General features: G+C 45.2%; 21 protein-coding genes and 1 riboswitch. Of the genes, 20 read left to right on the forward strand and 1 reads right to left on the reverse strand.

The genetic code is table 11. The annotated features are described in order from the left end of the window. Positions 1-136: 136 nt before the first annotated feature. A complete protein-coding gene (gene rnhC / locus N5C46_RS21475) occupies positions 137-1060 on the reverse strand; it encodes a ribonuclease HIII (protein ID WP_261750178.1) in 924 nt (307 codons plus the stop codon). A gap of 132 nt (positions 1061-1192) precedes the next feature. Here rnhC and zapA point away from each other — a divergent pair, with 132 nt between their 5' ends. The 20 genes from zapA (at position 1193) to uvrC (ending at position 23496) form a co-directional block, all read left to right on the forward strand. Next, entirely contained in the window at positions 1193-1453 is a 261-nt protein-coding gene (gene zapA, locus N5C46_RS21480) for a cell division protein ZapA (RefSeq protein WP_034757046.1), read from the forward strand. 6 nt (positions 1454-1459) lie between these two features. Continuing rightward, complete coding sequence (locus N5C46_RS21485; RefSeq protein ID WP_034757049.1) at positions 1460-1999, forward strand: CvpA family protein; 540 nt, start codon at positions 1460-1462, stop codon at positions 1997-1999. Positions 2000-2171: 172 nt separating this feature from the next. Then, positions 2172-3881: a DNA polymerase/3'-5' exonuclease PolX gene (polX, locus tag N5C46_RS21490; RefSeq protein WP_261750179.1), complete on the forward strand. Its 1710-nt coding sequence runs from the start codon at positions 2172-2174 to the stop codon at positions 3879-3881. A gap of 20 nt (positions 3882-3901) precedes the next feature. Then, a complete protein-coding gene (locus tag N5C46_RS21495) occupies positions 3902-6256 on the forward strand; it encodes an endonuclease MutS2 (RefSeq protein ID WP_261750180.1) in 2355 nt (784 codons plus the stop codon). Between the two features lie 21 nt (positions 6257-6277). Then, positions 6278-6685 carry a DUF350 domain-containing protein gene (locus N5C46_RS21500; protein WP_098439680.1) on the forward strand — a complete coding sequence of 136 codons (408 nt, stop codon included), beginning with the start codon at positions 6278-6280 and terminating at the stop codon, positions 6683-6685. A 331-nt stretch (positions 6686-7016) separates the two neighbouring features. Beyond that, complete coding sequence (locus tag N5C46_RS21505) at positions 7017-8714, forward strand: AMP-binding protein (RefSeq protein WP_406686661.1); 1698 nt, start codon at positions 7017-7019, stop codon at positions 8712-8714. Between the two features lie 136 nt (positions 8715-8850). Continuing rightward, positions 8851-9438, forward strand: a complete 588-nt coding sequence (locus N5C46_RS21510) for a fatty acid metabolism transcriptional regulator FadR (protein WP_261750181.1) — start codon at positions 8851-8853, stop codon at positions 9436-9438. A 21-nt stretch (positions 9439-9459) separates the two neighbouring features. Continuing rightward, positions 9460-10230, forward strand: coding sequence for an enoyl-CoA hydratase (locus N5C46_RS21515; protein WP_034757064.1), 771 nt, complete (start codon positions 9460-9462; stop codon positions 10228-10230). Positions 10231-10363: 133 nt separating this feature from the next. Next, positions 10364-11137 (forward strand): electron transfer flavoprotein subunit beta/FixA family protein, encoded by a 774-nt coding sequence (locus tag N5C46_RS21520; protein WP_261750182.1) that lies wholly within the window; start codon positions 10364-10366, stop codon positions 11135-11137. A 43-nt stretch (positions 11138-11180) separates the two neighbouring features. Next, positions 11181-12161, forward strand: coding sequence for an electron transfer flavoprotein subunit alpha/FixB family protein (locus N5C46_RS21525; RefSeq protein ID WP_261750183.1), 981 nt, complete (start codon positions 11181-11183; stop codon positions 12159-12161). Between the two features lie 205 nt (positions 12162-12366). After that, a complete protein-coding gene (trxA, locus tag N5C46_RS21530) occupies positions 12367-12681 on the forward strand; it encodes a thioredoxin (RefSeq protein ID WP_034757073.1) in 315 nt (104 codons plus the stop codon). 167 nt (positions 12682-12848) lie between these two features. After that, positions 12849-14036, forward strand: a complete 1188-nt coding sequence (locus N5C46_RS21535; RefSeq protein WP_261750184.1) for a hypothetical protein — start codon at positions 12849-12851, stop codon at positions 14034-14036. A 154-nt stretch (positions 14037-14190) separates the two neighbouring features. Next, a complete protein-coding gene (locus N5C46_RS21540; RefSeq protein WP_261750185.1) occupies positions 14191-15144 on the forward strand; it encodes an NAD-dependent epimerase/dehydratase family protein in 954 nt (317 codons plus the stop codon). Continuing rightward, the gene (locus N5C46_RS21545; protein ID WP_261750186.1) at positions 15125-16057 is read left to right on the forward strand and encodes a lysylphosphatidylglycerol synthase transmembrane domain-containing protein; all 933 of its coding nucleotides are present in this window, start codon (positions 15125-15127) and stop codon (positions 16055-16057) included. Before N5C46_RS21540 ends, N5C46_RS21545 begins: the two co-directional genes overlap by 20 nt. Positions 16058-16063: 6 nt before the next feature. After that, positions 16064-17524: an alkaline phosphatase family protein gene (locus N5C46_RS21550; protein ID WP_261752400.1), complete on the forward strand. Its 1461-nt coding sequence runs from the start codon at positions 16064-16066 to the stop codon at positions 17522-17524. Beyond that, positions 17517-18284: a glycosyltransferase family 2 protein gene (locus N5C46_RS21555; protein WP_261750187.1), complete on the forward strand. Its 768-nt coding sequence runs from the start codon at positions 17517-17519 to the stop codon at positions 18282-18284. The genes N5C46_RS21550 and N5C46_RS21555 overlap by 8 nt, the downstream gene beginning before the upstream one ends. 119 nt (positions 18285-18403) lie before the next feature. Next, complete coding sequence (locus N5C46_RS21560) at positions 18404-19153, forward strand: hypothetical protein (RefSeq protein WP_261750188.1); 750 nt, start codon at positions 18404-18406, stop codon at positions 19151-19153. A gap of 44 nt (positions 19154-19197) precedes the next feature. Next, positions 19198-20118, forward strand: a complete 921-nt coding sequence (locus N5C46_RS21565; protein WP_061810926.1) for an FTR1 family iron permease — start codon at positions 19198-19200, stop codon at positions 20116-20118. Between the two features lie 133 nt (positions 20119-20251). Next, on the forward strand, positions 20252-21730 hold the full coding sequence (locus N5C46_RS21570) for a hypothetical protein (protein WP_261750189.1): 1479 nt from the start codon (positions 20252-20254) through the stop codon (positions 21728-21730). Further along, on the forward strand, positions 21727-23496 hold the full coding sequence (gene uvrC, locus N5C46_RS21575; protein WP_229593964.1) for an excinuclease ABC subunit UvrC: 1770 nt from the start codon (positions 21727-21729) through the stop codon (positions 23494-23496). The genes N5C46_RS21570 and uvrC overlap by 4 nt, the downstream gene beginning before the upstream one ends. A gap of 97 nt (positions 23497-23593) precedes the next feature. Next, a riboswitch (Lysine riboswitch) is annotated at positions 23594-23772 on the forward strand. Positions 23773-23918 lie beyond the last annotated feature (146 nt).

Below are 23918 nucleotides of genomic sequence, written 5' to 3' on the forward strand. Positions count from 1 at the left end.
AACACCAAACTTCACCTGCTGAAATACAAAGAAAAATCAGCAGCTGAATCCCAACCGAAATTCTCCTGCTGAACACCACCCACCTCCAAAAACACAAACAAAAACCCCACCAACAAAACCAGTGGGGCCATCATCCTCATTTCCTCGCTAACCTCATCGCCTTTTCACTATTGGCGAAATGCCATTTTGTCATGGACTGTAATTCTTCGATCCCTTTTCGTTTGATGATCTTCGCGGCTGCCACATCTACGTGTTTACCGGCGCCTTTCGGTATTTCCACACCTGCTTTGGCACTCAGCTTGTCCATTTCTTTTAAGAAGGCGTACCGGGCGATGATCGATGCCGCTGCGACGGCCAGGTGGATGCTTTCGCCTTTTGTGCTGAAGTATACGCGTTCCCGCTGGATTTTCGTTTGGGCAGCGATGTGTTTGAAATATGTATTCTTTTCGACGAACTGATCGATCAAGATGCCTTCTGGTTGTTCCGGTGCCATCTTTTCCAGCAGGTTCAGTATGGCTTTGTTATGAAGGAGTGCTTTCATCTTCCCCTGGGTCATTCCTTTTGCCTGCATCTCATTGTATTTCGGGTTGTGGAGAATGAGCAGTGAATAGGGAATGGTGGAAATCAGGTCCCTGGCAATACTGATGATTTGAGGGTCGGATAAGTTTTTGGAATCCTTGACCCCGAGCTCTTTCATGAGTGGGATCTGCTCTTTCTTTACGTAAGCGCTCACCACGGTGATCGGGCCGAAGAAGTCTCCTGTCCCCACTTCATCAGAACCGATGACGGACCAATTTGCGAAATTTTCGGGGAGGGTGGCAGTCCCTTTGGAAGGGGATTTCACCTTGGCTGGTGCGCTGCTTCCCCACCGGCTTGCCTCTCCTTCTCCGTTTGCCCCTTGAAACATTACTTTACCCGATTTATAAGCGGTGATCGTACAGCCTGAGGATTTTGCGACAAAGACTGCCCCCGGCGGCAGTTTCTCGATTAATGCATGTTTGTAATGACTTTTCATTTTCTCGATTGTATCTTTTGTTGTTTGTATGACGGTATTGGCCAAGTTTCTCTCTCCTTATGACAAATATCTTGAATTTAATAAAAAATGTGAGTGTATATGACAAATTCCTTCCATAATCAAAAGATTTCATGGTATGATTATGTGTAGGATTCTTATGAATGGGGGGCTTTCAGGTTGTCTGAAGAACAAAAAAATCGCACCACGGTGGACATATATGGTCAACAGTATACGATTGTTGGGACTGAATCAACAAGTCAAATCCGATACGTTTGTTCTAAAGTGGATGACAAAATGAGAGAAATCAACTCCATGAATCCATCTCTCGACACAAGCAGGCTTGCGGTCTTGACGGCTGTCAATGCCGTAAATGATTATCTCAAACTTCAGGAAAAGTTTGAAGAGCTTGAACGGGAAATTAAACGATTAAAGGATTGAATATAGATGTTGGACTTAGCGTTGTTGGTCATCCTGGTGATAGGGTTTTTAATAGGTTTAAAACGTGGATTCATTCTGCAGGTCATCCACATTTTCGGATTTATCGTTTCTTTCATTGTAGCATACATATACTATGATCAGCTTGCACCGAAGCTGACTTTATGGATTCCTTATCCTGTATTGGACGAGCAATCCACGTTGAATATGATTTTTGAATCGACCCATCTGGATCAGGCATATTACCGTGTAATTGCGTTTGCAATGATTTTCTTTGCAGTACGCATCATTCTTCAAATCATCGGATCGATGCTTGACTTTGTCGCCCATCTTCCACTATTGAAGCAGCTGAATGTTCTTGGCGGCGGGATACTCGGTTTTGTTGAATCTTATTTAATGATATTCATACTTTTGTATATTGCGGTATTATTGCCGATCGAGTCGGTTCAAACTTTCATCAATAACTCATTCATTGCACAAGCGATGGTGAAACATACTCCTGTTTTCTCCGATATGGTGAAATCCTGGTGGATTGAATATGTAGCCTGAAAAAGGGCTGACTATAAGTATGCAACTTACATTCGTTAGGAAAGCCATTAACGATTTGTTCATCTTATAAGTCAGTCTTTTTTCTTTTTCTGACAGTTTTGCTACTATATAATTGGAGACGTTCTGGATTTCGAAGTGAACGTGGATAATTCTATGATTGAAGGTGAATCCCTTGAATAAAAAAGATATTATAAAATTATTAGAAACCATTGCGATATATATGGAATTGAAAGGCGAGAATTCGTTTAAGACATCCGCCTACCGAAAAGCGGCAGCGGCCCTTGAGAATGATGACCGGAGCCTGCAGGAAATCAGCGACTTCACGAAGCTCGCCGGAATCGGCAAAGGGACGGCTTCCGTTATTGAAGAGTACATAAAGGAAGGGACATCTTCTGTTCTTGAAGGGCTGAAGGAAGAAGTGCCGAAGGGGTTGATCCCACTTTTGCAATTGCCGGGTCTTGGGGGGAAGAAAATCGCGAAGCTATACAGTGAGCTGGGAGTCGAAAGCATAGAGGACCTGGAAGAAGCGTGTAAAGAGAACAGAGTACAGGCACTTGCAGGCTTCGGAAAAAAGACCGAAGAAAAAATCCTTGCTTCCATTGAACAGGTTGGGAAAAGACCGGACCGACTTCCAATCGGCTTTATGATGAGCATCGCGGAAGAAATAGAAGGCTATCTTTCTGAAATCGACAGCATCGGAACGTATTCGAGAGCCGGCAGCTTAAGAAGGATGAGAGAAACCATTAAAGACCTGGATTTCATCATCTCGACCGAGCACCCGGAAAAAGTGAAGGAAGGGCTTCTGAAGTTGCCGAATATCGTTGAGACGATTGCAGCCGGGGACACGAAGGTGTCACTGACCCTCCAGTACCATTGGGATGTAAGCATCGATTTCCGCATCGTGAAGCCTGAGGAATTTGCCACGACCCTGCATCATTTCACCGGATCGAAGGATCATAACGTCCGTATGCGCCAGCTTGCCAAAGAACGCGGAGAGAAGATCAGTGAATATGGCGTTGAGGATAGTGAAACAGGTGAAGTGAAAACATTCGATTCCGAAGAAGCATTTTATCATCACTTCGACCTTCCGTGGATCCCGCCTGAGCTACGGGAAGATGGAAAAGAAGTGGAGGCGTTCAAGGGGGATTATCCGCTCCTTACCCTGAATGATATAAAGGGCGATCTTCACATGCACTCCACATGGTCCGACGGTGCCTATTCCATAGAAGAGATGGTGGAGGCATGCCGTGCCAAGGGGTATCATTATATGGCGATCACAGACCATTCCCAGTATCTGCGGGTGGCGAACGGCCTTACTCCCGAACGGTTGGTGAAGCAGATCGATGAAATAAAGGAACTGAATAAAAAGTATGATGATATAGAAATCCTCTCAGGGATCGAGATGGATATCCTTCCTGACGGTACCCTTGACTATGATGATGACCTTTTGAAGAGAGTGGATCTCGTCATTGCTTCCATTCATTCAAGCTTTTCGCAGCCCCGTGAAAAAATCATGGAGAGATTGAAGACGGCATTGGAAAGTGCCCATGTGGATATCATCGCCCATCCTACTGGCCGGATCATCGGGAGGCGGGAAGGATATGACGTCGATATGGATCTTCTTATCCAATTGGCGAAGGAAACCGGTACGGCCCTTGAACTGAATGCCAATCCGAATCGTCTGGATCTGTCTGCTGAAAACATCCGGAAAGCACAGGAGCAGGGTGTGAAGCTCGTCATCAACACGGACGCCCACAGTATCGATCACCTGGAGTTTATGGAAGTGGGTGTCGGTACGGCACGTAAAGGTTGGATCAAGAAAGATACGGTCATCAATACATGGGATAAAAATGAGTTCATACAATACATTAACCGAAACTGATAAAAGGTGGAATACATTCCGTGAATTCTAAAGTATTAAAAACGTTAGAGTTTGATAAAATCAAAGAATTATTAAAGCAATTTGCTGCATCTGCCCTTGGTCATGCAAGGGTTTCCTCCCTCATGCCATCGGTCGATTATGAAGAGATCACCGCTCTTCATGAAGAGACGGATGAAGCCATGACGATTCTCAGATTGAAAGGTCATGCCCCGCTTGGCGGTATTTTTGATATACGCCCTCACGTGAAGCGTGCCCAAATCGGCGGTATGCTCTCTCCGTCTGAATTCGTTCAGGTGGCAAGTACGATCCGGGCAAGCCGGAAGCTGACCCTTTTTGTAGAAGAGCTACTGGAGGAAGAGGTGGATATTCCCCTTTTACAAGGCAAGATGGGGACAGTCATCCCGCTTCCTCATTTAGAACAGGATATACGTAAAGTGGTGGATGACAACGGTGAAATATTGGATACGGCGAGTGAAACCCTCCGTACGATCCGGACCCAGCTGCGTGCCAATGAAGGGCGGATACGGGAGAAGCTGGAGCGGATGATCCGTTCATCCAACGCACAGAAGATGCTATCCGATGCGATCATCACCATCCGGAATGACAGGTACGTCATCCCGGTCAAACAGGAATACCGGGGGCAATATGGCGGAATCATCCATGATCAATCGTCTTCCGGGCAGACGTTATTCATCGAGCCTGAAGCGATTGTTCAGCTAAATAACCAGCTGCGTGAGCTTCGTTTGAAAGAGCAGACGGAAATCGAGAAGATTCTTCAGGAACTGTCTGAAAGTGTACAAGAATCGGGAGAAGAACTGCTTCTGATCGTCAACGTCCTGTCAGACGTGGATTTCATGTTTACCAAGGCGAAATTCGGACGATCGATCAAAGGGTCAAAGCCGACGATCAATAATGAACGCCGGGTGAAGCTGAATAAAGCACGTCATCCCCTTTTGCCCATCGATGAGGCAGTGGCGAATGATATTGAACTCGGGAATGAATTTTCTTCCATCGTCATCACCGGGCCGAATACCGGGGGTAAAACCGTTACATTGAAAACACTGGGCTTAACAAGCTTGATGGCACAGGCAGGTCTTCCGATCCCGGCACTTGATGGTTCCGAGGTCGGTGTTTTCCGCACGATTTACGCTGATATAGGGGATGAGCAATCCATTGAACAAAGTTTGAGTACCTTCTCCTCCCATATGGTGAACATTGTCGACATACTGAAAAAGGTCGATCATGAGAGTCTGGTGCTGTTCGATGAGCTTGGTGCCGGTACCGATCCTCAGGAAGGGGCGGCATTGGCGATTTCCATCCTTGATGAAGTTCATGGAACAGGGGCAAGGGTCGTGGCGACGACTCACTATCCAGAGTTGAAGGCGTATGGGTATAATCGTGAAGGAGTCGTGAATGCCAGTGTGGAATTTAATGTAGAGACATTAAGTCCCACGTATAAGCTATTGCTAGGGGTCCCGGGAAGAAGTAATGCCTTTGACATTTCCAAACGTCTTGGATTGTCAGATGGTGTCATTCAACGGGCGAAGTCCCATATCGGTACCGATAGCAAGGAAGTCGAGAATATGATCGCTTCACTTGAAGACAGCAGGCGGCAGGGTGAACGGGAGCTCGAGGAAGCCCATGAGCTGTTGAGACAGGCTGAGAAGATGCATAAAGACATGCAGAAGCAAATGATGGAGTATTACGAGAAGAAGGATACCCTATACGAAAAAGCACAGCAAAAAGCCAGTGAGGTCGTTGAAAAAGCGAAGGCGGAAGCTGAACAGGTCATCAAGGATCTGCGGAAAATGCAACAGGAGAAGTCGGCTCAGATCAAAGAACATGAATTGATCCAGGCGAAAAAGCAGCTTGAAGATGCGACTCCCAAGCTGAAAACGGGTCAAAAGAAGAAAGCGGCTGGATCCAACCATGAATTGAAGGCCGGGGACGAAGTCAAAGTGCTGAGCTTCGATCAAAAGGGTCATTTGATCGAGCGGGTATCAGCGAAGGAATGGCAGGTCCAAATGGGCATCATGAAGATGAAAGTGAAGGAGTCGGATCTTGAATTCATTCAATCCCAGCAAAAGGTCGAAACGAAACCCCTCGCGACGGTGAAAGGGAAAGATTTTCATGTCAGCCTTGAACTTGACTTGCGCGGAGAGCGTTTTGAAAATGCCTTATCGAGGGTTGAAAAGTACATTGATGACGCCCTGCTTGCAGGCTACCCACGCGTTTCCATCATCCACGGAAAAGGGACGGGAGCTTTAAGACAGGGAGTACAGGAGTACTTAAAGAATCACCGGTCGGTCAAGAATATCCGTTTCGGGGATGCAGGTGAAGGTGGAACCGGCGTAACGGTCGTTCAATTTAAATAACACGGTAAAGGGAGCTTTACGATGGAGAACTTTTGGGAAAATGAATTTGTTCAGACGGCGGGGAATTACAGTGTGGTCATCCTTTGTCTGGTGTTGTTCTTAGCGATCTTTGAACTGGTGACGAAATATCGGAACTGGGAAGAAATCAAAAAAGGAAATATGGCCGTGGCCATGGCAACGGGAGGGAAAATATTCGGGATCGCGAATATTTTCCGGCATTCCATCAGTCATAACGATACCATCCTCACGACGATCGGGTGGGGTGTGTTTGGCTTTTTCCTGCTGTTGATCGGGTATTTTATTTATGAATTCCTGACTCCGAAATTCAGGATCGATGAGGAAATTGAAAATGATAACCGGGCGGTAGGCTTTATTTCACTGGTCATTTCAGTCGGATTATCCTATGTCATAGGAGCCGGTATATCGTAAGGAGAGGGAATATGGAAACATTGGCGAAAGTTCTGCTCACCCTGTGCGGCGGCTTTATAGTCGTCGGCATCATCTATATGCTGTTCTTTACTTGACTCAGGACACTCAGGGGGAAAAACACAATCCCAAAATAATAATATTGTACAAACAGACTGTCATATGGTGGAATAGGCAGTCTGTTTTCTTTTGAAAAAAGTTCTGTAAGAAAGGTCAAGCTTCATGGATAGGAAGAAAGTATGGTCAGCGATTTTTTCAAATTGTAACTGAAGTCCCCTTATATTATAATAATGAATAGAATAAATTTTCTAACTATTCAGAAGGAGGGATTACAATGAACCAACCATGGCTTGCTGAATACCCGGCGGAAATACCAAAGGAGCTCAACCTAGTTGAAAAACCTTTGCAGTCCTATTTGACCGAAGCCGCTTCTCTGTATGGAGATAAAGCAGCGATTCATTTCATGGGCAAAGAGATAGGATACAAGGAACTATACGAATCGGCTCTCAAATTCGCCGGCTACCTTAAGACACTTGGGATCAAAAAAGGCGATCGGGTGGCGATCATGCTTCCCAATACCCCCCAATCCGTCATCGCCTATTACGGCATCCTTTATGCAGGCGGAGTGGTGGTACAAACCAATCCATTATATATGGAAAGGGAAATCGAATATCAAATGAAAGACTCCGGAGCCAAGGTGATCCTGACATTGGACATTCTGTATCCAAGAGTATCAAAAGTGATGAAAAACACCGACCTTGAGCACATCATTGTAACCGCTATCAAAGACTACCTTCCATTCCCTAAGAATCTCATTTACCCATTCATCCAGAAGAAACAATATGGTATCGTCGTGAAAGTGGATCATAGAGGTCAGAATCATTTATTCACGGAAATCATGAAAACGGCTGTGGCTGAAGCGGTATCCCAGGAAGAATTCGATTTTGAAAATGATCTGGCCCTGCTTCAATACACAGGAGGTACGACAGGTTTCCCAAAAGGCGTCATGCTGACCCATAAGAATCTGGTGGCCAATGCCTCCATGTGCGATGCCTGGCTGTATAAGTGTACAAAAGGGGAAGAAAGAATGCTCGGGATCCTGCCATTCTTTCATGTGTATGGCATGACTGCCGTACTGATTCTCTCTGTCATGCAGGGATATAAGATGATCCTGCTTCCTAAGTTTGATGCAGAAACAACATTGAAGACGATCCAGAAACTAAAGCCTACCCTGTTCCCAGGAGCACCGACGATCTATATCGGACTCTTGAATCACCCGGATTTAAAGAAATATGACTTATCATCCATCGATTCATGTCTCAGTGGAAGTGCACCATTACCGGTTGAGGTGCAGCAGCAATTCGAGGAAGTCACGGGTGGGAAGCTCGTCGAAGGATACGGATTGACCGAATCATCCCCCGTCACTCATTCCAATTTCCTTTGGGATAAAGCGAGGATAAAGGGGAGCATCGGTGTTCCATGGCCGGGTACGGACAGTGCCGTGTTCTCAATGGAAACGGGAGAACCCCTGCCGCCGAATGAGATGGGTGAAATCGTCGTCAAGGGCCCACAGGTCATGAAAGGATACTGGAACCGGCCTGAGGAAACGGAACAAACGTTAAAGGACGGATGGCTGTTGACGGGAGATATAGGCTATATGGATGAAAAGGGCTATTTTTACGTAGTGGATCGTAAGAAGGATATGATCATTGCCGGCGGCTTTAATATCTATCCCCGGGAAATCGAAGAAGTCCTCTACGAACATCCAGCGATTCAGGAAGTTGTCGCAGCAGGGGTTCCCGATCCGTATAGAGGGGAAACCGTCAAGGCATACGTTGTCCTGAAGGAAGGAGAGTCCCTGACGGAAGAGGAACTGAATGAATATTCCCGTAAATACCTGGCTGCCTATAAAGTGCCGAGGATTTATGAATTCAGGAAGGAACTGCCTAAAACAGCTGTCGGGAAAATTCTGAGAAGGGCCCTCGTGGATGAGGAACGGCAAAAGATAGAGGATGAGCAGAAAACAAGTTAGGCTGTCACCCACTTGAGCTTTTTCTTTTTGATTGGATGTGGGACAAGGATCCCTTCTTGACAATCATTGAGAAACCTTTTATTATTGAAATATGAATGAATGGTCATTCATATTTTGTTAAGGCAGGTCAAAACTTATGAAACGAAATAAACCAAAATACATGCAAATTATCGATGCTGCTGTTATTGTAATAGCAGAAAATGGGTACCATCAGGCACAGGTGTCAAAGATTGCAAAGCAGGCAGGGGTGGCTGACGGAACCATCTATCTTTATTTTAAAAACAAAGAAGATATCCTGATTTCGTTGTTTAAAGAAAAAATGGTTCTCTTTGTCGAAAAAATTGAAGAAGTTATTGCAGGAAAACAGACAGTTTCAGAGAAATTATTAGTGATGATTGAAAATCATTGTAGGATACTGTCGGATGATCATCATCTCGCCATCGTCACACAATTGGAGATTAGGCAATCGAATAAAGATATCCGATTGAAAATCAATGATGTGTTAAAGGGCTATCTGGAATTAGTCGATAAGATCCTGATCAGCGGGATCGAATCTGGCGAGTTCTCAAGTGATCTGAATGTTCGACTCGCCCGCCAAATGATCTTTGGTACTCTGGATGAAATGGCGACAACATGGGTGATGAACGATCAGAAATACGACTTAGTCGAACAAGTCCCTGCTATTCATAAGCTATTGCTTCATGGATGCAGAGGCAGGAACTAAACTAGTTTAGGGGGATTAGAGATGGAAAGTTTATCATGGGTCTTAGAGGGACAGGTCGCAACCGTCCTGATTCAAAGACCTCCCGCAAATGCACTAGCAAGTGGACTCATCAAGGAAATCGACGCGGTTCTTGATGAACTTGAAACCAATTCGGATGTCCGGGTGATCTTACTGAAAGGTGAGGGACGCTTCTTCTCGGCTGGTGCCGATATCAAGGAATTCACGACGATCGAAAGTGGTGAAGAATTCTCCAAGCTTGCGAAAAAAGGCCAGGACGTCTTTGAACGGATGGAGAACTTCCCGAAACCGATCATTGCAGCCATTCATGGTGCCGCATTAGGTGGCGGACTGGAACTCGCCATGGGCTGTCATATCCGATTGGTGAGTGAAAATGCCAAACTCGGCTTACCGGAGCTTCAACTCGGGCTGGTTCCAGGATTTGCAGGATCACAGCGCCTTCCAAAACTGGTTGGACGGGCGAAAGCGGCAGAAATGCTGTTGACGAGTGACCCGATCAGCGGAACAGAAGCGGTTCAGTGGGGGCTTGCCAATAAGGCATATCCGGAGGACGAGCTTTTCGATAAGGCGAAGGAAATGGCCGATAAGATTGCGAAGAAGAGCCCGGGAGCCATGAAGGCTGCCATCGAACTACTTAGTTATACAAAAGATGACCGGTTCTATGAAGGTGTGATGAGAGAATCGGATCTGTTTGGTGAAGTATTTGTGTCCGCGGATGCCAAAGAGGGTATTTCAGCCTTCGTTGAAAAGAGAGAACCACACTTTAAAGGCTAGAATACATTCTAGTAATATAGTAAACTCTTATTGAGGGGCAGTGTTGCATGTCAATGCTGCCCATTCAAAGGGGTTAAATTGTCGAAATCTTTTTAAGGGAAAGAATGTTTACATTATTAGGAGGGACTTACGAATGAACATCTATGTACTTTTGAAAAGAACGTTTGATACTGAGGAGAAAATTTCGATCCAAAACGGTCAAATTGCCGAAGACGGAGCTGAATTTATCATAAATCCTTACGATGAATATGCAGTCGAAGAAGCCATTCAAGTCCGTGATGCACATGGCGGCGAAGTGACAGTCGTAACGGTCGGTGGGGAAGAAAGTGAAAAGCAATTGAGAACAGCTCTGGCAATGGGTGCTGATAAAGCAGTCCTGATCAATACAGAGGATGATCTTGATCATGGAGATCAATTCACAACGGCCAAGATCCTTGCTCACTATTTAAAAGAGCAGGAAGTAGATTTGATCCTTGCAGGTAACGTAGCCATTGACGGTGGATCTGGACAAGTCGGTCCGCGTGTGGCAGAACAGCTTGATATTCCTTACGTAACGACGATCACGAAACTGGAAATCGATGGTGAAACCGTAACGGTCACGCGTGACGTAGAAGGGGATTCAGAAGTCATCGAAACGTCTCTTCCATTATTAGTGACTGCTCAACAAGGATTGAACGAACCTCGTTATCCATCCCTTCCAGGAATCATGAAGGCAAAGAAGAAGCCTTTGTATGAAGTGGAATTGGACGATATCGATTTAGACGAAGATGATGTAGAAGCGAAGACCAAGACAATTGAAATCTACCTTCCACCGAAGAAGGAAGCCGGTAAAGTATTAGAAGGCGAATTGGACGCTCAAGTATCAGAGCTTGTTTCCCTTCTTCGCAATGAAGCGAAAGTTATATAAGCGAGAGTCACAGGAATAACTAACATTCAGGGGGTATTTTAACATGGCGAGAAAAGTATTAGTACTTGGAGAAGTTCGGGACGGATCATTACGTAATGTTTCCTTTGAAGCGATTGCGGCAGGTAAGACGGTATCTGAAGGCGGAGAAGTTGTCGGAGTTTTGATCGGCAAGAGTGTAAGCGCTTTAGGTAATGAAATGATCCAGTACGGTGCCGATAAAGTAGTGGTTGTGGAAGATGATAAACTGGAACAGTATACGTCAGATGGCTATTCACAGGCCATCCTGTCAGTCATCAAAGAAGAGAAGCCTGAAGGGATCATCTTCGGTCATACGGCACTTGGAAAGGATCTGTCCCCTAAAGTGGCAAGCAAGCTCAGCACAGGATTGATTTCCGATGCGACAGATCTTGAGGAAGCAGGCGGTAACCTCGTCTTCACAAGACCGATCTATTCAGGGAAAGCATTTGAAAAGAAAATCGTAACTGACGGTGTGATCTTTGCGACGATCCGTCCAAACAACATCGAGCCTTTGGCGAAGGATGAGTCACGTAGTGGTGAGGTTACATCCCTTTCTGTCGATATTAAAGATCTGCGTACCATCATTAAAGAAGTCGTTCGGAAAGCGAGCGAAGGGGTGGATCTTTCTGAAGCGAAAGTCATCATCGCCGGCGGACGCGGAGTGAAGAGTGAAGATGGATTCAATCCTCTTAAGGAACTTGCCGACGTGCTTGGTGGAGCCGTGGGAGCTTCCCGTGGAGCGTGTGACGCTGACTACTGCGACTACTCATTGCAAATTGGTCAAACAGGTAAAGTCGTAACGCCTGATCTGTATATTGCATGTGGTATTTCAGGAGCTATCCAGCATTTAGCGGGTATGTCCAACTCCAAGGTCATCGTTGCGATCAATAAAGATCCTGAAGCGAATATCTTTAACGTAGCGGACTACGGAATCGTTGGAGACCTGTTCGAAGTGGTGCCGATGCTTACGGAAGAATTCAAGAAATTAAAAGTATCTTCTTCTTAAACCGTTTACAGGAACGAATAAGGGGTATGAGAATACTATGAATACAAATAAGGACGTAGCTGAATCATGGGCTGCGCCTTATTTTTTCTACCGTGGTATATTCCCTATTCAAACGGGAATATTACCTACGAGCAGAAAGATAGCATCCAAAAAAAAACGGTGATATACTTACGTTACATTAAAAGATTTTAGGAGGCGCATATATATGGCTATTACACATGCTACTGATCAATCATTCACAACTGATACAAACTCTGGACTGGTACTTGCAGATTTCTGGGCTCCTTGGTGTGGACCTTGTAAAATGATCGCACCAGTTCTTGAAGAACTTGATAGCGAAATGGGCGACAAAGTGAAAATCGTCAAAGTCGACGTTGATGAAAACCAGGAAACAGCAGGTAAATACGGAGTGATGAGTATCCCGACTTTAGTTGTCCTTAAAGACGGCGAAGTGGTAGACAAAGTAATCGGTTTCCAACCTAAGGAAGCACTTGCTGAATTATTAAACAAACACGTATAAGAAATGTTGATGAGAAACCGGGGCTGAACTTCAGCTCCGGTTTTTTGTTGTGTCTAGTGTTCCCCGCCACAAATTTTCAAAAACTCGTTGACTATGAGAATCATTCTCGATATAATTTAAATGGAATTGAAAATCATTATCATTTAAACAGTCGGAGGTCTATACATATGAGAAAGAGAGATTTAACGAAGATTTTTGCAGCATTCTTATTAACAGGTTCTGTTTTAGCGGGTTGTGGAACAGATGAGAAGAGCAGTGAAGACAAAACATCTGCTTCAAATGATTCAAAACAGGTTGAAAAAGAAGATGAAGCTGAACAAGCGGACATTGATTTCTCTGCCTCATTTGAAGAAGCGAAAGCTGAACTTTCAAAAGCCAAAGAAGACAAAGAAGTCGATTATGATAAAGTGACGTCCATTTATAAGGATGACTTACAGGAACTTGTGCAAAAACGTGACCAGGAAACAGAGGGTAAAGTGGATGAACATATTTCCACAGCTCTTGAAGCAGGTAAGGATGGTTCCCTCGATCAAGTGGTGGTAGCACAGATTTTTGATAAATTAATGCAAAAAGTTTTCTATACTTCGATGAAGCATGAATTTACGGAAGTAGCAGAAAACTGGGGAAATAAAGAAGAAGTCAATGAAGAAATAGAAGAAGCAAAAGAGTTCTATGCCATTTTAGAGCCAACTGTTCAAAAGCGAGACCAGGCGTATGACACGAAAATGATAGATGCGATTAATGGTGGATTCAGTGAAATGGAGAAGGCGGTTGAAGAGGATAATGAGCTCGGCTTCCAATTGGGGAAACAAGTCGTGGATAAGACGCTCATGAAGACATTCTATCTTGCTGCAGGTGCCCTTCCGAACGGTTATGCCATGAAGGCGTCTGAAGAAGCGAAGGAAAATGCCGAAGCTGCAAAAGCCGAGCAGGCAGAAGGTTGGGCATTCTATCAATCTCTTGATAGTTATCTATCAGGGAATGCTCCGGAAGAAGCAGAAATGATCAACACACAATTTGATCTGCAAACGGATGTGACATCCATCGATCCTGAAGCGGTGAATCATGCATTTGTCCGCGGTTTCTCTAAAATCGCCATACATGAATATGAGGAAAGTGGAGAGAACTGGGGCGAAGATAAGGCGGCAATCACAGCCTTGGAAGGTGCACTGTTCATTGATCTTATCTCATCAGATCTAAAGAGTCTTATCGGTGAAGAAGAATATCAATCTCTATCAAGCGATGCTCAAAGCTACTTAGAAGCTGTTAAGTCACAGGATAAAGAGAAAGCAGAAACGCTCAGAACGAACATTCAAAACGTATTGAATGATGTGGTGGCGAAAGCGAATCTATAGTTTATTGGGTTGACCCGTGCGTAAAGTCCATCCTTCAAGTGCTGCTTGGGGGATGGTGCTTTTTTGCACATGGGGGTCAACCCTTTTTCACTTTCTCACTCAGGTGAGGTACAATATAGAAATGATTAAATCGTAATGTACGAGGTGTAAGGAATTGAAGATTATTGTTACAGGAGGGGCCGGGTTCATTGGATCCCATCTATCCAGGAAGCTCATTGAAGAGAATCACGAGCTGTTGATCGTAGACAGCTTTCACCCCTATTATTCACCTGAAAGAAAAAAGAGACAGTTGTCCTTTGTGAGGGAAATGGGTTCATTCCGCTTCGTCCAAAAGGATTTACTAGTAGATGAACGGGAATTACAAGAAGTATTCCATGATTTTCAAGCTGATTGCGTCGTCCACTTGGCGGCGATTCCAGGCGTTTCCCATTCCTTGCGTGTGCCGAATGAATATGTTGATTATGACATCAAAGCGACGATTAACACGCTCCGGATGGCGGGGGAAAGCGGAATAAAGAAATTTGTCTTTGCTTCTTCGTCATCCGTTTATGGAAATACCGATCACAAGCCATCGAAAGAAGATGACGCGACGGGTGAGGTAGTGTCTCCATATGCCGCTGCCAAGTACAGTGCCGAATCGTTTTGTAAAGCCTATGCGTCCATTTATGGAATGGACTTGACGATCCTTCGTTTCTTTACAGTCTATGGGCCATGGGGCAGACCCGACATGGCAATCTATTCATTCATCAAAAAGCTTATGAATGGTGGGGAAATCCCGATTTATGGACTTGAGAATAAGAGGGATTATACGTACATAGATGATATCGTGGATGGTACATATAAGGCGATCAGAAGTGAAGAGTCGGGAACGTTTAATCTCGGGAATGGTTCGCCGATTTCAATGGAGGGACTGATAAGTGAACTGAGAACACATTTCCCTTCCCTCAAGCTCCACGTTACGGATAGAAGAGCAGGGGATGTGACATCTACCTATGCAGATAGTAGGAAGGCAAAAGAGACTTTCGGCTATTCTCCTTCCGTCTCCTTTGAAGAAGGAATAAAAAGAACGGTTCAATGGATGAAGAAACATGAACAAAACGGTCTATAAGTTCGCAAAGAATGCTGTTAGATTCGGATTATTAAGTCTGTTCTTCATTTTGGTGAGCTTCTATTTTGACAAAGAGATTATGAAGGAAGCCATCGGGCAGATGCTAAAGCATCCTTTTATCTTATTCAGTGTGTTAGGAATCTATTTTTTATCCTTTTTACTAAAAGGGATGGCGTGGAAAATCTATCTGAATGAACATGTGAGATTATCAAGCTGTTTAATCGGTTTGTTTTACAGTTTGTTGTTTAATCATCTGTTTCCATTGAAGGCAGGAGACGGGCTGCGGGTCATGGTGATGAATCAGTGTGAAAAGCAAATCAGTGTTGCACGCTCGTTTCATTCTGTATTCGTCTTGAGAGTGATGGACATTTTATTTCTCATGATCCTGACAGGAATCGGCCTGCTATTTATTCCGCTGCCACTAAAGCTGCCAGGTTTATACTCGATTGGATTGGTCGGATGTGCCGTATTGATAGGGTTACTCCTACTCAGGTACGTCGCTTACGACTTTCTCTCAGGGCAGCTCAGACTGCTGAGAACTTCCTTATCAGGCGGCAGGGGGCTCATCGTCATCGCCCTCGTATTCTTAAGCTGGATATTGGAAGGGGCCATTCTTTACGGTGTTTCGATGATCATGCTCGAGCCCCTATCCATGGGGGAAGCGGTTTGGGTCAACAGTGTGACGATCATCGGCCAGTTATTTCAATTTGCCCCTGGAGGAATTGGTACGTATGAATCGGTCATGAGCTATACATTGTTTTCTGCCGGTATCCCACTTGGCATTGGTCTTTCCATGGCGATCGTGAGTCATGGGTTGAAGTTTATATTCTCCTTTATAGCAGGAGGAATCGTAATCGCTGTGTGCCCCGTTTCCATTAAAAATGTGAAACGGTGGAGCAGGATGAAAGGATGAATGAAATTGAAGAGCGCATCAAAATTTGAAAAAACGGCGGCCAGATGCTGGAACCTGCTGAATGAAGGGAAACCATTCACCCCTATTTTCGTCATAGGGACCATGACACTCTTTCATTTACAGGGGTTGATACAAGGGGAATGGTTTCCGTTCCTCATAAGCTTGCTGTTTACCCTACCACTATTTATTTTGTATTTCTATTATGATTTTCCGTTGTTCCTGAGAAACTATTTGTGGATCCCGGTCATCGGTTATCTGTTATTCTTTGAATCACCCAATTTAGCTCTCTGGGGCTTCGGGATTGGTCTTTATTTCTTTTTCACCGTCTTTTTCTGGGGAACATTTTATTACCATCTCCGAATCGGTACGGATTGGCTGAATTTCACCCGGTTTTGGAAACTGGTGTTGAAGAACAGTGACTCAACGAGCGGTAATGCCCAGGAGCAGCTGCCGAAATTCCTGCTGCTGTTAGCGGTATGGGATGGAATGATGACGAATCTTGCCACCGGAGAGCTGCTTCCAGCCACTCATTATTTCGTATTTTGCGGTGCTGTATTTGCTTTAGCGTTCATTCTGCACCATTTCCTTTTTGACTGGAAGCCGAAGCAGTATGACTCCTTTACAACGGGTGAAGCGATGGATGAGGAGATGACGAATGATAAAGTGGTGGTCATCGTGATCGACGGGATGAGAAAAGAACGCTTCTATGAAGCAAATACGCCATATCTTGATTCTTTGATGGAACAGGGGACCGAGTATTTGAATATGGAAACCGTCTATCCTGCAAGAACGGTTGTCTGCTTTTCGTCCATGTTCACAGGCACGTATCCGAAGGAACACGGCATGAAATCCAATATGGTCTGGAAGCTCGGGATCAAGGTGGAAAGCATCTTTGATTCCCTGCGGAAAGTAGGGAAAAAAGGGAAGATGCTGGGGATTGCCCACCTGGTGGATTCCTTCGGTAAAGATGTCGAAACCGTGACGGCCGTGATGCATAAAGACAAAGCAGATCGAAATATTATCAATAAAGCGAAAGTCATCATGGAAGAACAGGACCCTGATTTATTCATTGTCCAATTGATCGGTACTGATCAAATCGGGCACAGCAGGGGAGTCTTATATGATGAATACATTGAAAAGATTGAAGAGGCAGATCATCTGATACAAGAATACGTCGAGTGGCTGGAAGCAGAAGGAAAGATGGAGAACACGACCCTTATGATATGTGCGGATCATGGACAGGCAGATGGAATCGGCGGTCATGGTCATCTCGATGAAGGGGAAAGATACGTTCCATTCTTTATGGTCGGCCCTGGGGTCAAGCAGGGAGAGAAAGTCCAGGAGAAACACAGTCTCGTTTCCATGGCCCCAACCATCGCCCATTTATTAGGGGCGCCATTTCCAAGTCACAGCAGGGGACCTGTCCTCAACGAGGCGTTAAAGGAGCGTTGGAAGCAACATGAATAAGCAGAAAGTCATCGTATTTATGCCGGCCCATAATGAAGAAGAGTCGATCGGGGAGGTCATTAAGCGGGTGCCCCGTTCCTTCCACCCATCCGTAGATGTGGAAGTATTGGTCATCAATGATGGTTCAACAGATCGAACGGTTGAAGTGGCTGAAAGGGCAGGTGCCGATCATATCATTACATTTGAGAAAAATCGTGGACTGGGTGCTGCGGTACGAGAAGGACTGCGGGCATCCTTTGACCTCCATGCTCATATCGGGGTCATGATTGATGCGGATGGAGAGTACCCGCCAGAACAAATACCGGAGCTATTGGAGCCGATTTTCAAAGGGGAAGCGGATTATACCATGGGGTCGAGATTCTTGGGCACCATCAATGGCATGAAGCTTCACCGCCGATTGGGGAACTATTGTTTCACCCTCCTTCAATGCGTCCTCCTAAGAAAGTGGATCTACGACGGACAGTCCGGTATGAGGGCGTTCTCGAGACAGGCAATGGAACATGCCGAAATCATACATGACTACAACTACGCTCAAGTGCTGACCTTGAATCTTGTCCGTAAAGGCTTTCGGGTGAAGGAAATCCCGATATTGTATTATGTGAGGACGACGGGCCGGTCCTTCATCAAGTTCAAGTCCTATATGTCATCTGTTCTTCCCGCCATTATCCAGGAGATGAAGAAACCGGTGGAGAAAGTATATGTGGAAGAGCAGGCCCATTACATCCCTTCAGATGAAGGAACGAATCATTTTGCAAAATGACAACATAAAACCATATCTTTAACAAAAAATAAGTACTCCGGCTTCTATGCTTGAGTACTTATTTTATATTGACAATACGAATGATAATCATTATCATTGAAAACAGGAGGGAATCATACATGAAAAAATCGTTCATAACCACGGTACTATTGTTTTTATTAGGTAATATCCTGCTGTCTTCACAGGCATCCGCCTATTCATACGGTGATCCGAGTGAGGAGAAAATAGCAGAAGCGTATAAAGAAATCATGATCAAGCTTGATGAAGACCCTCCGAATTATTCAGAGTCCAAAAAGATTTATGAAACGGTTCAAGAAGAAGTCGATCAGCATATGGGTGAAGAACCTTCCAAGATCATCCTTCAGAACCTTGATAAAAAAGAAAAGCAAGAGGCAATTGAAAATCTGGATGAACTTCTTGTCCTCAATATTGCCAGAAGACTTGAAAGCATTGATAAAAACTTCTCGGAATATGATACGAGTAAGCGATTACTCGCAAAAGGATTTGCTACATATAAAACGTTATCCCCGAAAGTAGAAGGGGAAAACCCTGAATTGGATCAAAAGATCAGGACTGAATTCGATCAAGCGCTGGAATCCCTCGGGAACCCGGGACTGTTCGGAGTCGGAACAAAGGAATCCGATCAGGACACGTTTAAAGAAAGTAAAACGTTCATAGTGGATTCGCTGCAAAAAGAATTCGACATTAAGAGCCTTGAAGTCGGACACTTTTCTGAAAGTGCCACTGAGGAATCAAGCGGGAAACAGGAGTGGACGGATGTTTCCAACCTGAAGAACTGGATACCCATCATCATTATCGTAGGGGTTCTGGCTGCAGCGATTGTCTATGCCGTCAGAAAACGTAAATAAGGTCACCATAGAAATAGTCTTTAAGCAAGTAAGGGGGAACTATTGTGGAATTACAAGCTTTACTGATCACCTTTCGTGAAGTACTGGAAGCGTTACTGATCATCGGGATCATCACTACCTATCTGAAGAAAACGAATCACGGCAAGTTTACAAAGTTTGTCTGGCTGGGTGCCGGATTAGCGGTAATCGCCAGTGTCGGCGTAGCGATGCTCTTTCAGGTCGTCTTTACAGGATTTGCCGCCATGGGAAGCGAGATGTATCTGAAGATCGGCATCATGCTGGTCTCCTCCGTCCTTCTTACCCAGATGGTCTTCTGGATGGCGAAACACAGCCGTGACCTTAAAGGAAACATGGAAGGGAAAATGAAGCATTTTATTTCCACAGGTAATATTGTCGGAATGGTGATCCACTCGTTCCTCGTTGTTCTTCGCGAAGGTGTGGAGACCGTATTTTTCTTCGCCGCCATTACAGGCGGGGATATCGGAGCGGCCATGCAGGGCTGGGGAGCGATTACGGGAGTCGTCATCGGTTGTGTCGTAGCTTACTTCTTCTTTAAAGGCACAATGAGAATTTCATTGAAAAGCTTCTTTAAAGTGACCGGCGCATTCATTATCCTCATCTCTGCAGGACTTCTTGTACAGGCGATTTCCATGATGCAGGATATAGGATTGATCGGCAGTGTGATTCCACACCTTTACGACCTGACCTGGCTACTGCCTGAGCATCCGATCGATTACGCCCATTTCCTCCGTGATACGGGAACTGCCCCGTTGTTATCCGGTGATGTAGGCATCTTCCTTAAAGCGTTGTTCGGTTATTCCTCCATGCCGTCCATCGAAGAAGTGATTTCGTATATCGGTTATTTCGTAGCGATTTACTTCCTGACTGCACCGAAGCGGGAGTCGGTGAAAGCAAAGGAAGAGGTCAAAGGCGGAGTGAAGGATTTGAGCCCACAAGCTAAATAAATTGTATCAGTACCAAACCTCATTGCCCTTAAAGATTGAACACCCTTTTCGAAAGGTGTACACTCTTTAAAGGAATGTATGTTTGGTACTTTTTTAATGATTGAGAGTCTAACAAAGTATGAGGGTGACGTCGTTGAGAATGAAGAGTGGGAAGTATATGAGTCGGCTGAACGTGGCGGGTGCATTTGCTGTGGCGGCTGTTTTGGTTCTTCAGCTGATTTGGATCCCTAGCTATGCGGCTACTTGGGATATGGTTGATTTTGCACTGGGTGTCCTGCATTTTGATATGTATCAGATGCAGCCCCACTTTCCCGGTTATCCTTATTTCATCCTGGGAGGGAAAGTCCTTCATCTGATGGTGGGGGACCCCGTCCAAGCCCTGACTCTTTTTAATATACTTCTGTATGGAAGTGCCATCATCCCTCTTTTTCTGTTAATGAACCGAATCGTGCGTCCGACATATGCAGGGATAGCAACAGCCATCGTTTATACGAGCAGCTTTACGGTCCTGATGGTGAATCAGCCGATGTCCGAGGGAGCAGCAGTCGGGATGATGTGGTGGTATGTATGGAGTTTGGTTTTGGCCTATGAGAGACATCATAAAGGATTCCTCATTCTCCCACTGTTCCTATTCAGCCTGCTTCTTGGAATCAGGTTATCTTATCTGGTCCTTGGGATCGGGATCCTGATGCTCCTGTACAGAAAGTGGAAGGATGGCGTGGTAACACTTCTGGATACCTTCGTTTACCTGCTCATTGCCGTCCTGTTCCAGCTCCTCTGGGTATCGGGGATCAGCATGTCGGAAGGGGGATATGAAAGCTTTCTCCGACTGGCCCTTTCCTTCACGAACGGACATTTTCAAGAATGGGGGGGAACGATCGGTGCCTCAGATCTCAGTCTCTGGGACAGAGTCGTGAAGCTGATTTTTGTGAACACGATATGGGTGGGGGGTGTCGCTGAGTTCCTCCCCCTCCTCGTTCTATTGGTTGTCGGTATGGCTGCAGCAAGGAAGGATTCACACGGGAATTGTTATATGACACGCTTGATGCTGGTGCTTTTGGGCAGTTATTTCCTCTGGGCTCTCTTCGCCCAGAATGTGATGAAGCCCCGTCATGCTTTGCCTTTGATCGGCATCGCCTTGTTCCTTGGAGCGGAAAGACTGCTTTCACAACGACTGTCACGGACAGGTTCCATTCTTGTCCTTTCGTTCCTCCTGCTTCAGGTTTACCATACAAGTGCGTTATTATATAAACATGCATCGGACATTCCGGCCGTTTACCAAATGGCCGATTATTTAGAGAGCGAAGGTGAAAAACAGCCTCTCGTCGTATATACCTGGGAAGAGTCCAGGGTACTCGAGTATCTTGATGTCCCTTTTATTCATAAGAAAGTACAAACGTATGAAGTGTTTACCACTGACACACGATATTACCCTGAGCGGGATATTTATCTGACGGATAAAGTGGTCGAAGGGTTTAAGAAGCAAGGGATTCAGATGGATGAGTTCATTAAGGTGGAGAAGCATTTCCATTCCAGTGAGCTCATCGACCCGATCTATCACGACCTGACATTATATAAATGGAAGAAACAGAGGGGGGAGGAAAAAGGATGAATCAGAATATCACGAATAAATTAGCGCTGCTTCCCGACCAACCGGGCTGTTATTTAATGAAGGACAGGCAGGGGACGATCATCTATGTGGGAAAGGCCAAAGTATTGAAGAACCGGGTGCGTTCCTATTTCACAGGCTCCCATGATGCAAAAACCCAGCGGCTGGTAGGGGAGATCGAGGACTTCGAATACATCATGACCTCCTCTGACCTGGAAGCCCTTGTCCTCGAAATGAATTTGATCAAAAAGTATGACCCTAAATACAATGTCATGCTAAAGGATGATAAAAGCTATCCGTTCATCAAGTTAACGAATGAACGGCACCCGAGACTCATTACCACACGAAAGGTCCAGCGGGGAAAGGGAAAGTATTTCGGTCCTTATCCAAATGTCGGAGCGGCAAATGAAACGAAAAAACTTCTCGACCGCCTGTATCCTCTACGGAAGTGCAATACGCTTCCTGACAGGGCCTGCCTTTACTATCATATGGGCCAATGTCTCGCTCCCTGTATTAAAGAAGTGAGCAAAGACACGTACCGAGACATGACAGATGAAATAGCCAGATTCCTCAATGGGGGATACAAGGAAATCAAGAAACAGCTCACGGTGAAAATGAATGAAGCCTCGGAAAATCTGGAATTTGAAAGAGCGAAGGAATTCCGCGATCAGATTCTCCATATCGAAGCGACCATGGAAAAACAGAAGATGACAATGACCGATTTCACCGACCGTGATGTATTCGGATATTCCGTTGATAAAGGCTGGATGTGTGTTCAGGTATTCTTCGTCCGGCAAGGGAAGCTCATTGAGCGGGATGTGTCTTTATTCCCTCTCTATAATGAACCCGAGGATGAGTTCCTGACGTTCCTGGGTCAGTTCTACTCCAAATCCAACCACTTTAAGCCGAAGGAGATCTTTTTGCCTGAAGAGATCGATATCGAACTCGCGGAGAAGCTTCTTGAGGTGAAAATGACCCAGCCTAAACGGGGGAAAAAGAAAGAGCTTGTGAAGCTTGCCGAAAAAAATGCCCAGCAGGCACTGGGGGAGAAGTTCGCCCTTATTGAAAGAGATGAAGAACGAACGATCAAAGCCATTGAAAGGCTTGGGGAGCATATGGGGATTTACACCCCTTTCCGGATTGAAGCCTTTGATAACTCCAATATTCAAGGTAGTGATCCTGTTTCGGCCATGATCGTCTTCTTAGACGGGAAACCGGAAAAGAAAGAATACCGTAAATACAAGATCAAAACCGTAAAGGGGCCCGATGATTATGATTCCATGAGGGAGGTAGTCCGGAGAAGGTATACGAGAGTGCTAAAAGACGGACTTCCTTTACCGGACCTTATCATCATAGACGGAGGAAAAGGTCAGATTGAAGCGGCAAGGGACGTGATCGAGAATGAATTGGGTCTCGACATCCCGATCGGGGGTCTTGCGAAAGACGATAAGCATCAGACATCGGAACTGCTGTACGGCAACCCGCTCCAAATCGTCCCCCTTGAAAAGCGCAGCCAGGAATTCTATCTCCTCCAGCGCATCCAGGATGAAGTCCACCGGTTCGCCATCACCTTCCACCGTCAGCTGAGAGGCAAAAGCGCCTTCCAATCCACCCTCGACGACATCGACGGCATCGGACCAAAACGAAAGAAACAACTTCTTAAACACTTTGGATCCATGAAGAAAATGAAAGAAGCGACTGTGGAGGAGTTTATAGAGATAGGAATACCCGAAGCCGTGGCGAAGGTATTGGTGGAGAAATTGAAGTAGCGGCTGTAATGAATTCGATTTATTTAAAAATTGTGCATTGAATCACAATTTTTTATGTGCTATAATAAACAGAAATTTATAACATTATCACTTTTTAAGTGGTGATAGAGGTGCGAACTTCAAGAGTACAGGTAGAGAGGGGTATGAGCCCCGCCGACATGCCTGGAAAGGGGAGAATCGCCGAAGTGGTTATAGTCTCATACTATATCCGCTGGTCCTGCGTTTAAGAAATGCAGGATTGTCAAGATGATTCAATCTTGGAGAGCTATCTCACAATGCCGATGAACCTATTTGTATGTTCTGCTGTATGTTCATAAAGCAATGAGATATTATTCTCATTGCTTTTTTTATTATCAGCGCAGGATTTGGCACCAACAATCCTGTCCTATGGACGTGTAGGATAATTGTGATTGTACTCTTCA

Source organism: Rossellomorea vietnamensis (assembly GCF_025398035.1).
GTDB classification, from domain to species: domain Bacteria; phylum Bacillota; class Bacilli; order Bacillales; family Bacillaceae_B; genus Rossellomorea; species Rossellomorea vietnamensis_B.

Coding starts and splice junctions, on each gene's coding strand:
- N5C46_RS21500 (WP_098439680.1), top strand. CDS start 6,278: ATGGAGAACTTTTGGGAAAATGAATTTGTTCAGACGGCGGGGAATTAC.
- N5C46_RS21515 (WP_034757064.1), top strand. CDS start 9,460: ATGGAAAGTTTATCATGGGTCTTAGAGGGACAGGTCGCAACCGTCCTG.
- N5C46_RS21520 (WP_261750182.1), top strand. CDS start 10,364: ATGAACATCTATGTACTTTTGAAAAGAACGTTTGATACTGAGGAGAAA.
- N5C46_RS21485 (WP_034757049.1), top strand. CDS start 1,460: ATGTTGGACTTAGCGTTGTTGGTCATCCTGGTGATAGGGTTTTTAATA.
- N5C46_RS21505 (WP_406686661.1), top strand. CDS start 7,017: ATGAACCAACCATGGCTTGCTGAATACCCGGCGGAAATACCAAAGGAG.
- N5C46_RS21560 (WP_261750188.1), top strand. CDS start 18,404: ATGAAAAAATCGTTCATAACCACGGTACTATTGTTTTTATTAGGTAAT.
- N5C46_RS21535 (WP_261750184.1), top strand. CDS start 12,849: ATGAGAAAGAGAGATTTAACGAAGATTTTTGCAGCATTCTTATTAACA.
- N5C46_RS21545 (WP_261750186.1), top strand. CDS start 15,125: ATGAACAAAACGGTCTATAAGTTCGCAAAGAATGCTGTTAGATTCGGA.
- trxA (WP_034757073.1), top strand. CDS start 12,367: ATGGCTATTACACATGCTACTGATCAATCATTCACAACTGATACAAAC.
- N5C46_RS21555 (WP_261750187.1), top strand. CDS start 17,517: ATGAATAAGCAGAAAGTCATCGTATTTATGCCGGCCCATAATGAAGAA.
- N5C46_RS21525 (WP_261750183.1), top strand. CDS start 11,181: ATGGCGAGAAAAGTATTAGTACTTGGAGAAGTTCGGGACGGATCATTA.
- uvrC (WP_229593964.1), top strand. CDS start 21,727: ATGAATCAGAATATCACGAATAAATTAGCGCTGCTTCCCGACCAACCG.
- N5C46_RS21510 (WP_261750181.1), top strand. CDS start 8,851: ATGAAACGAAATAAACCAAAATACATGCAAATTATCGATGCTGCTGTT.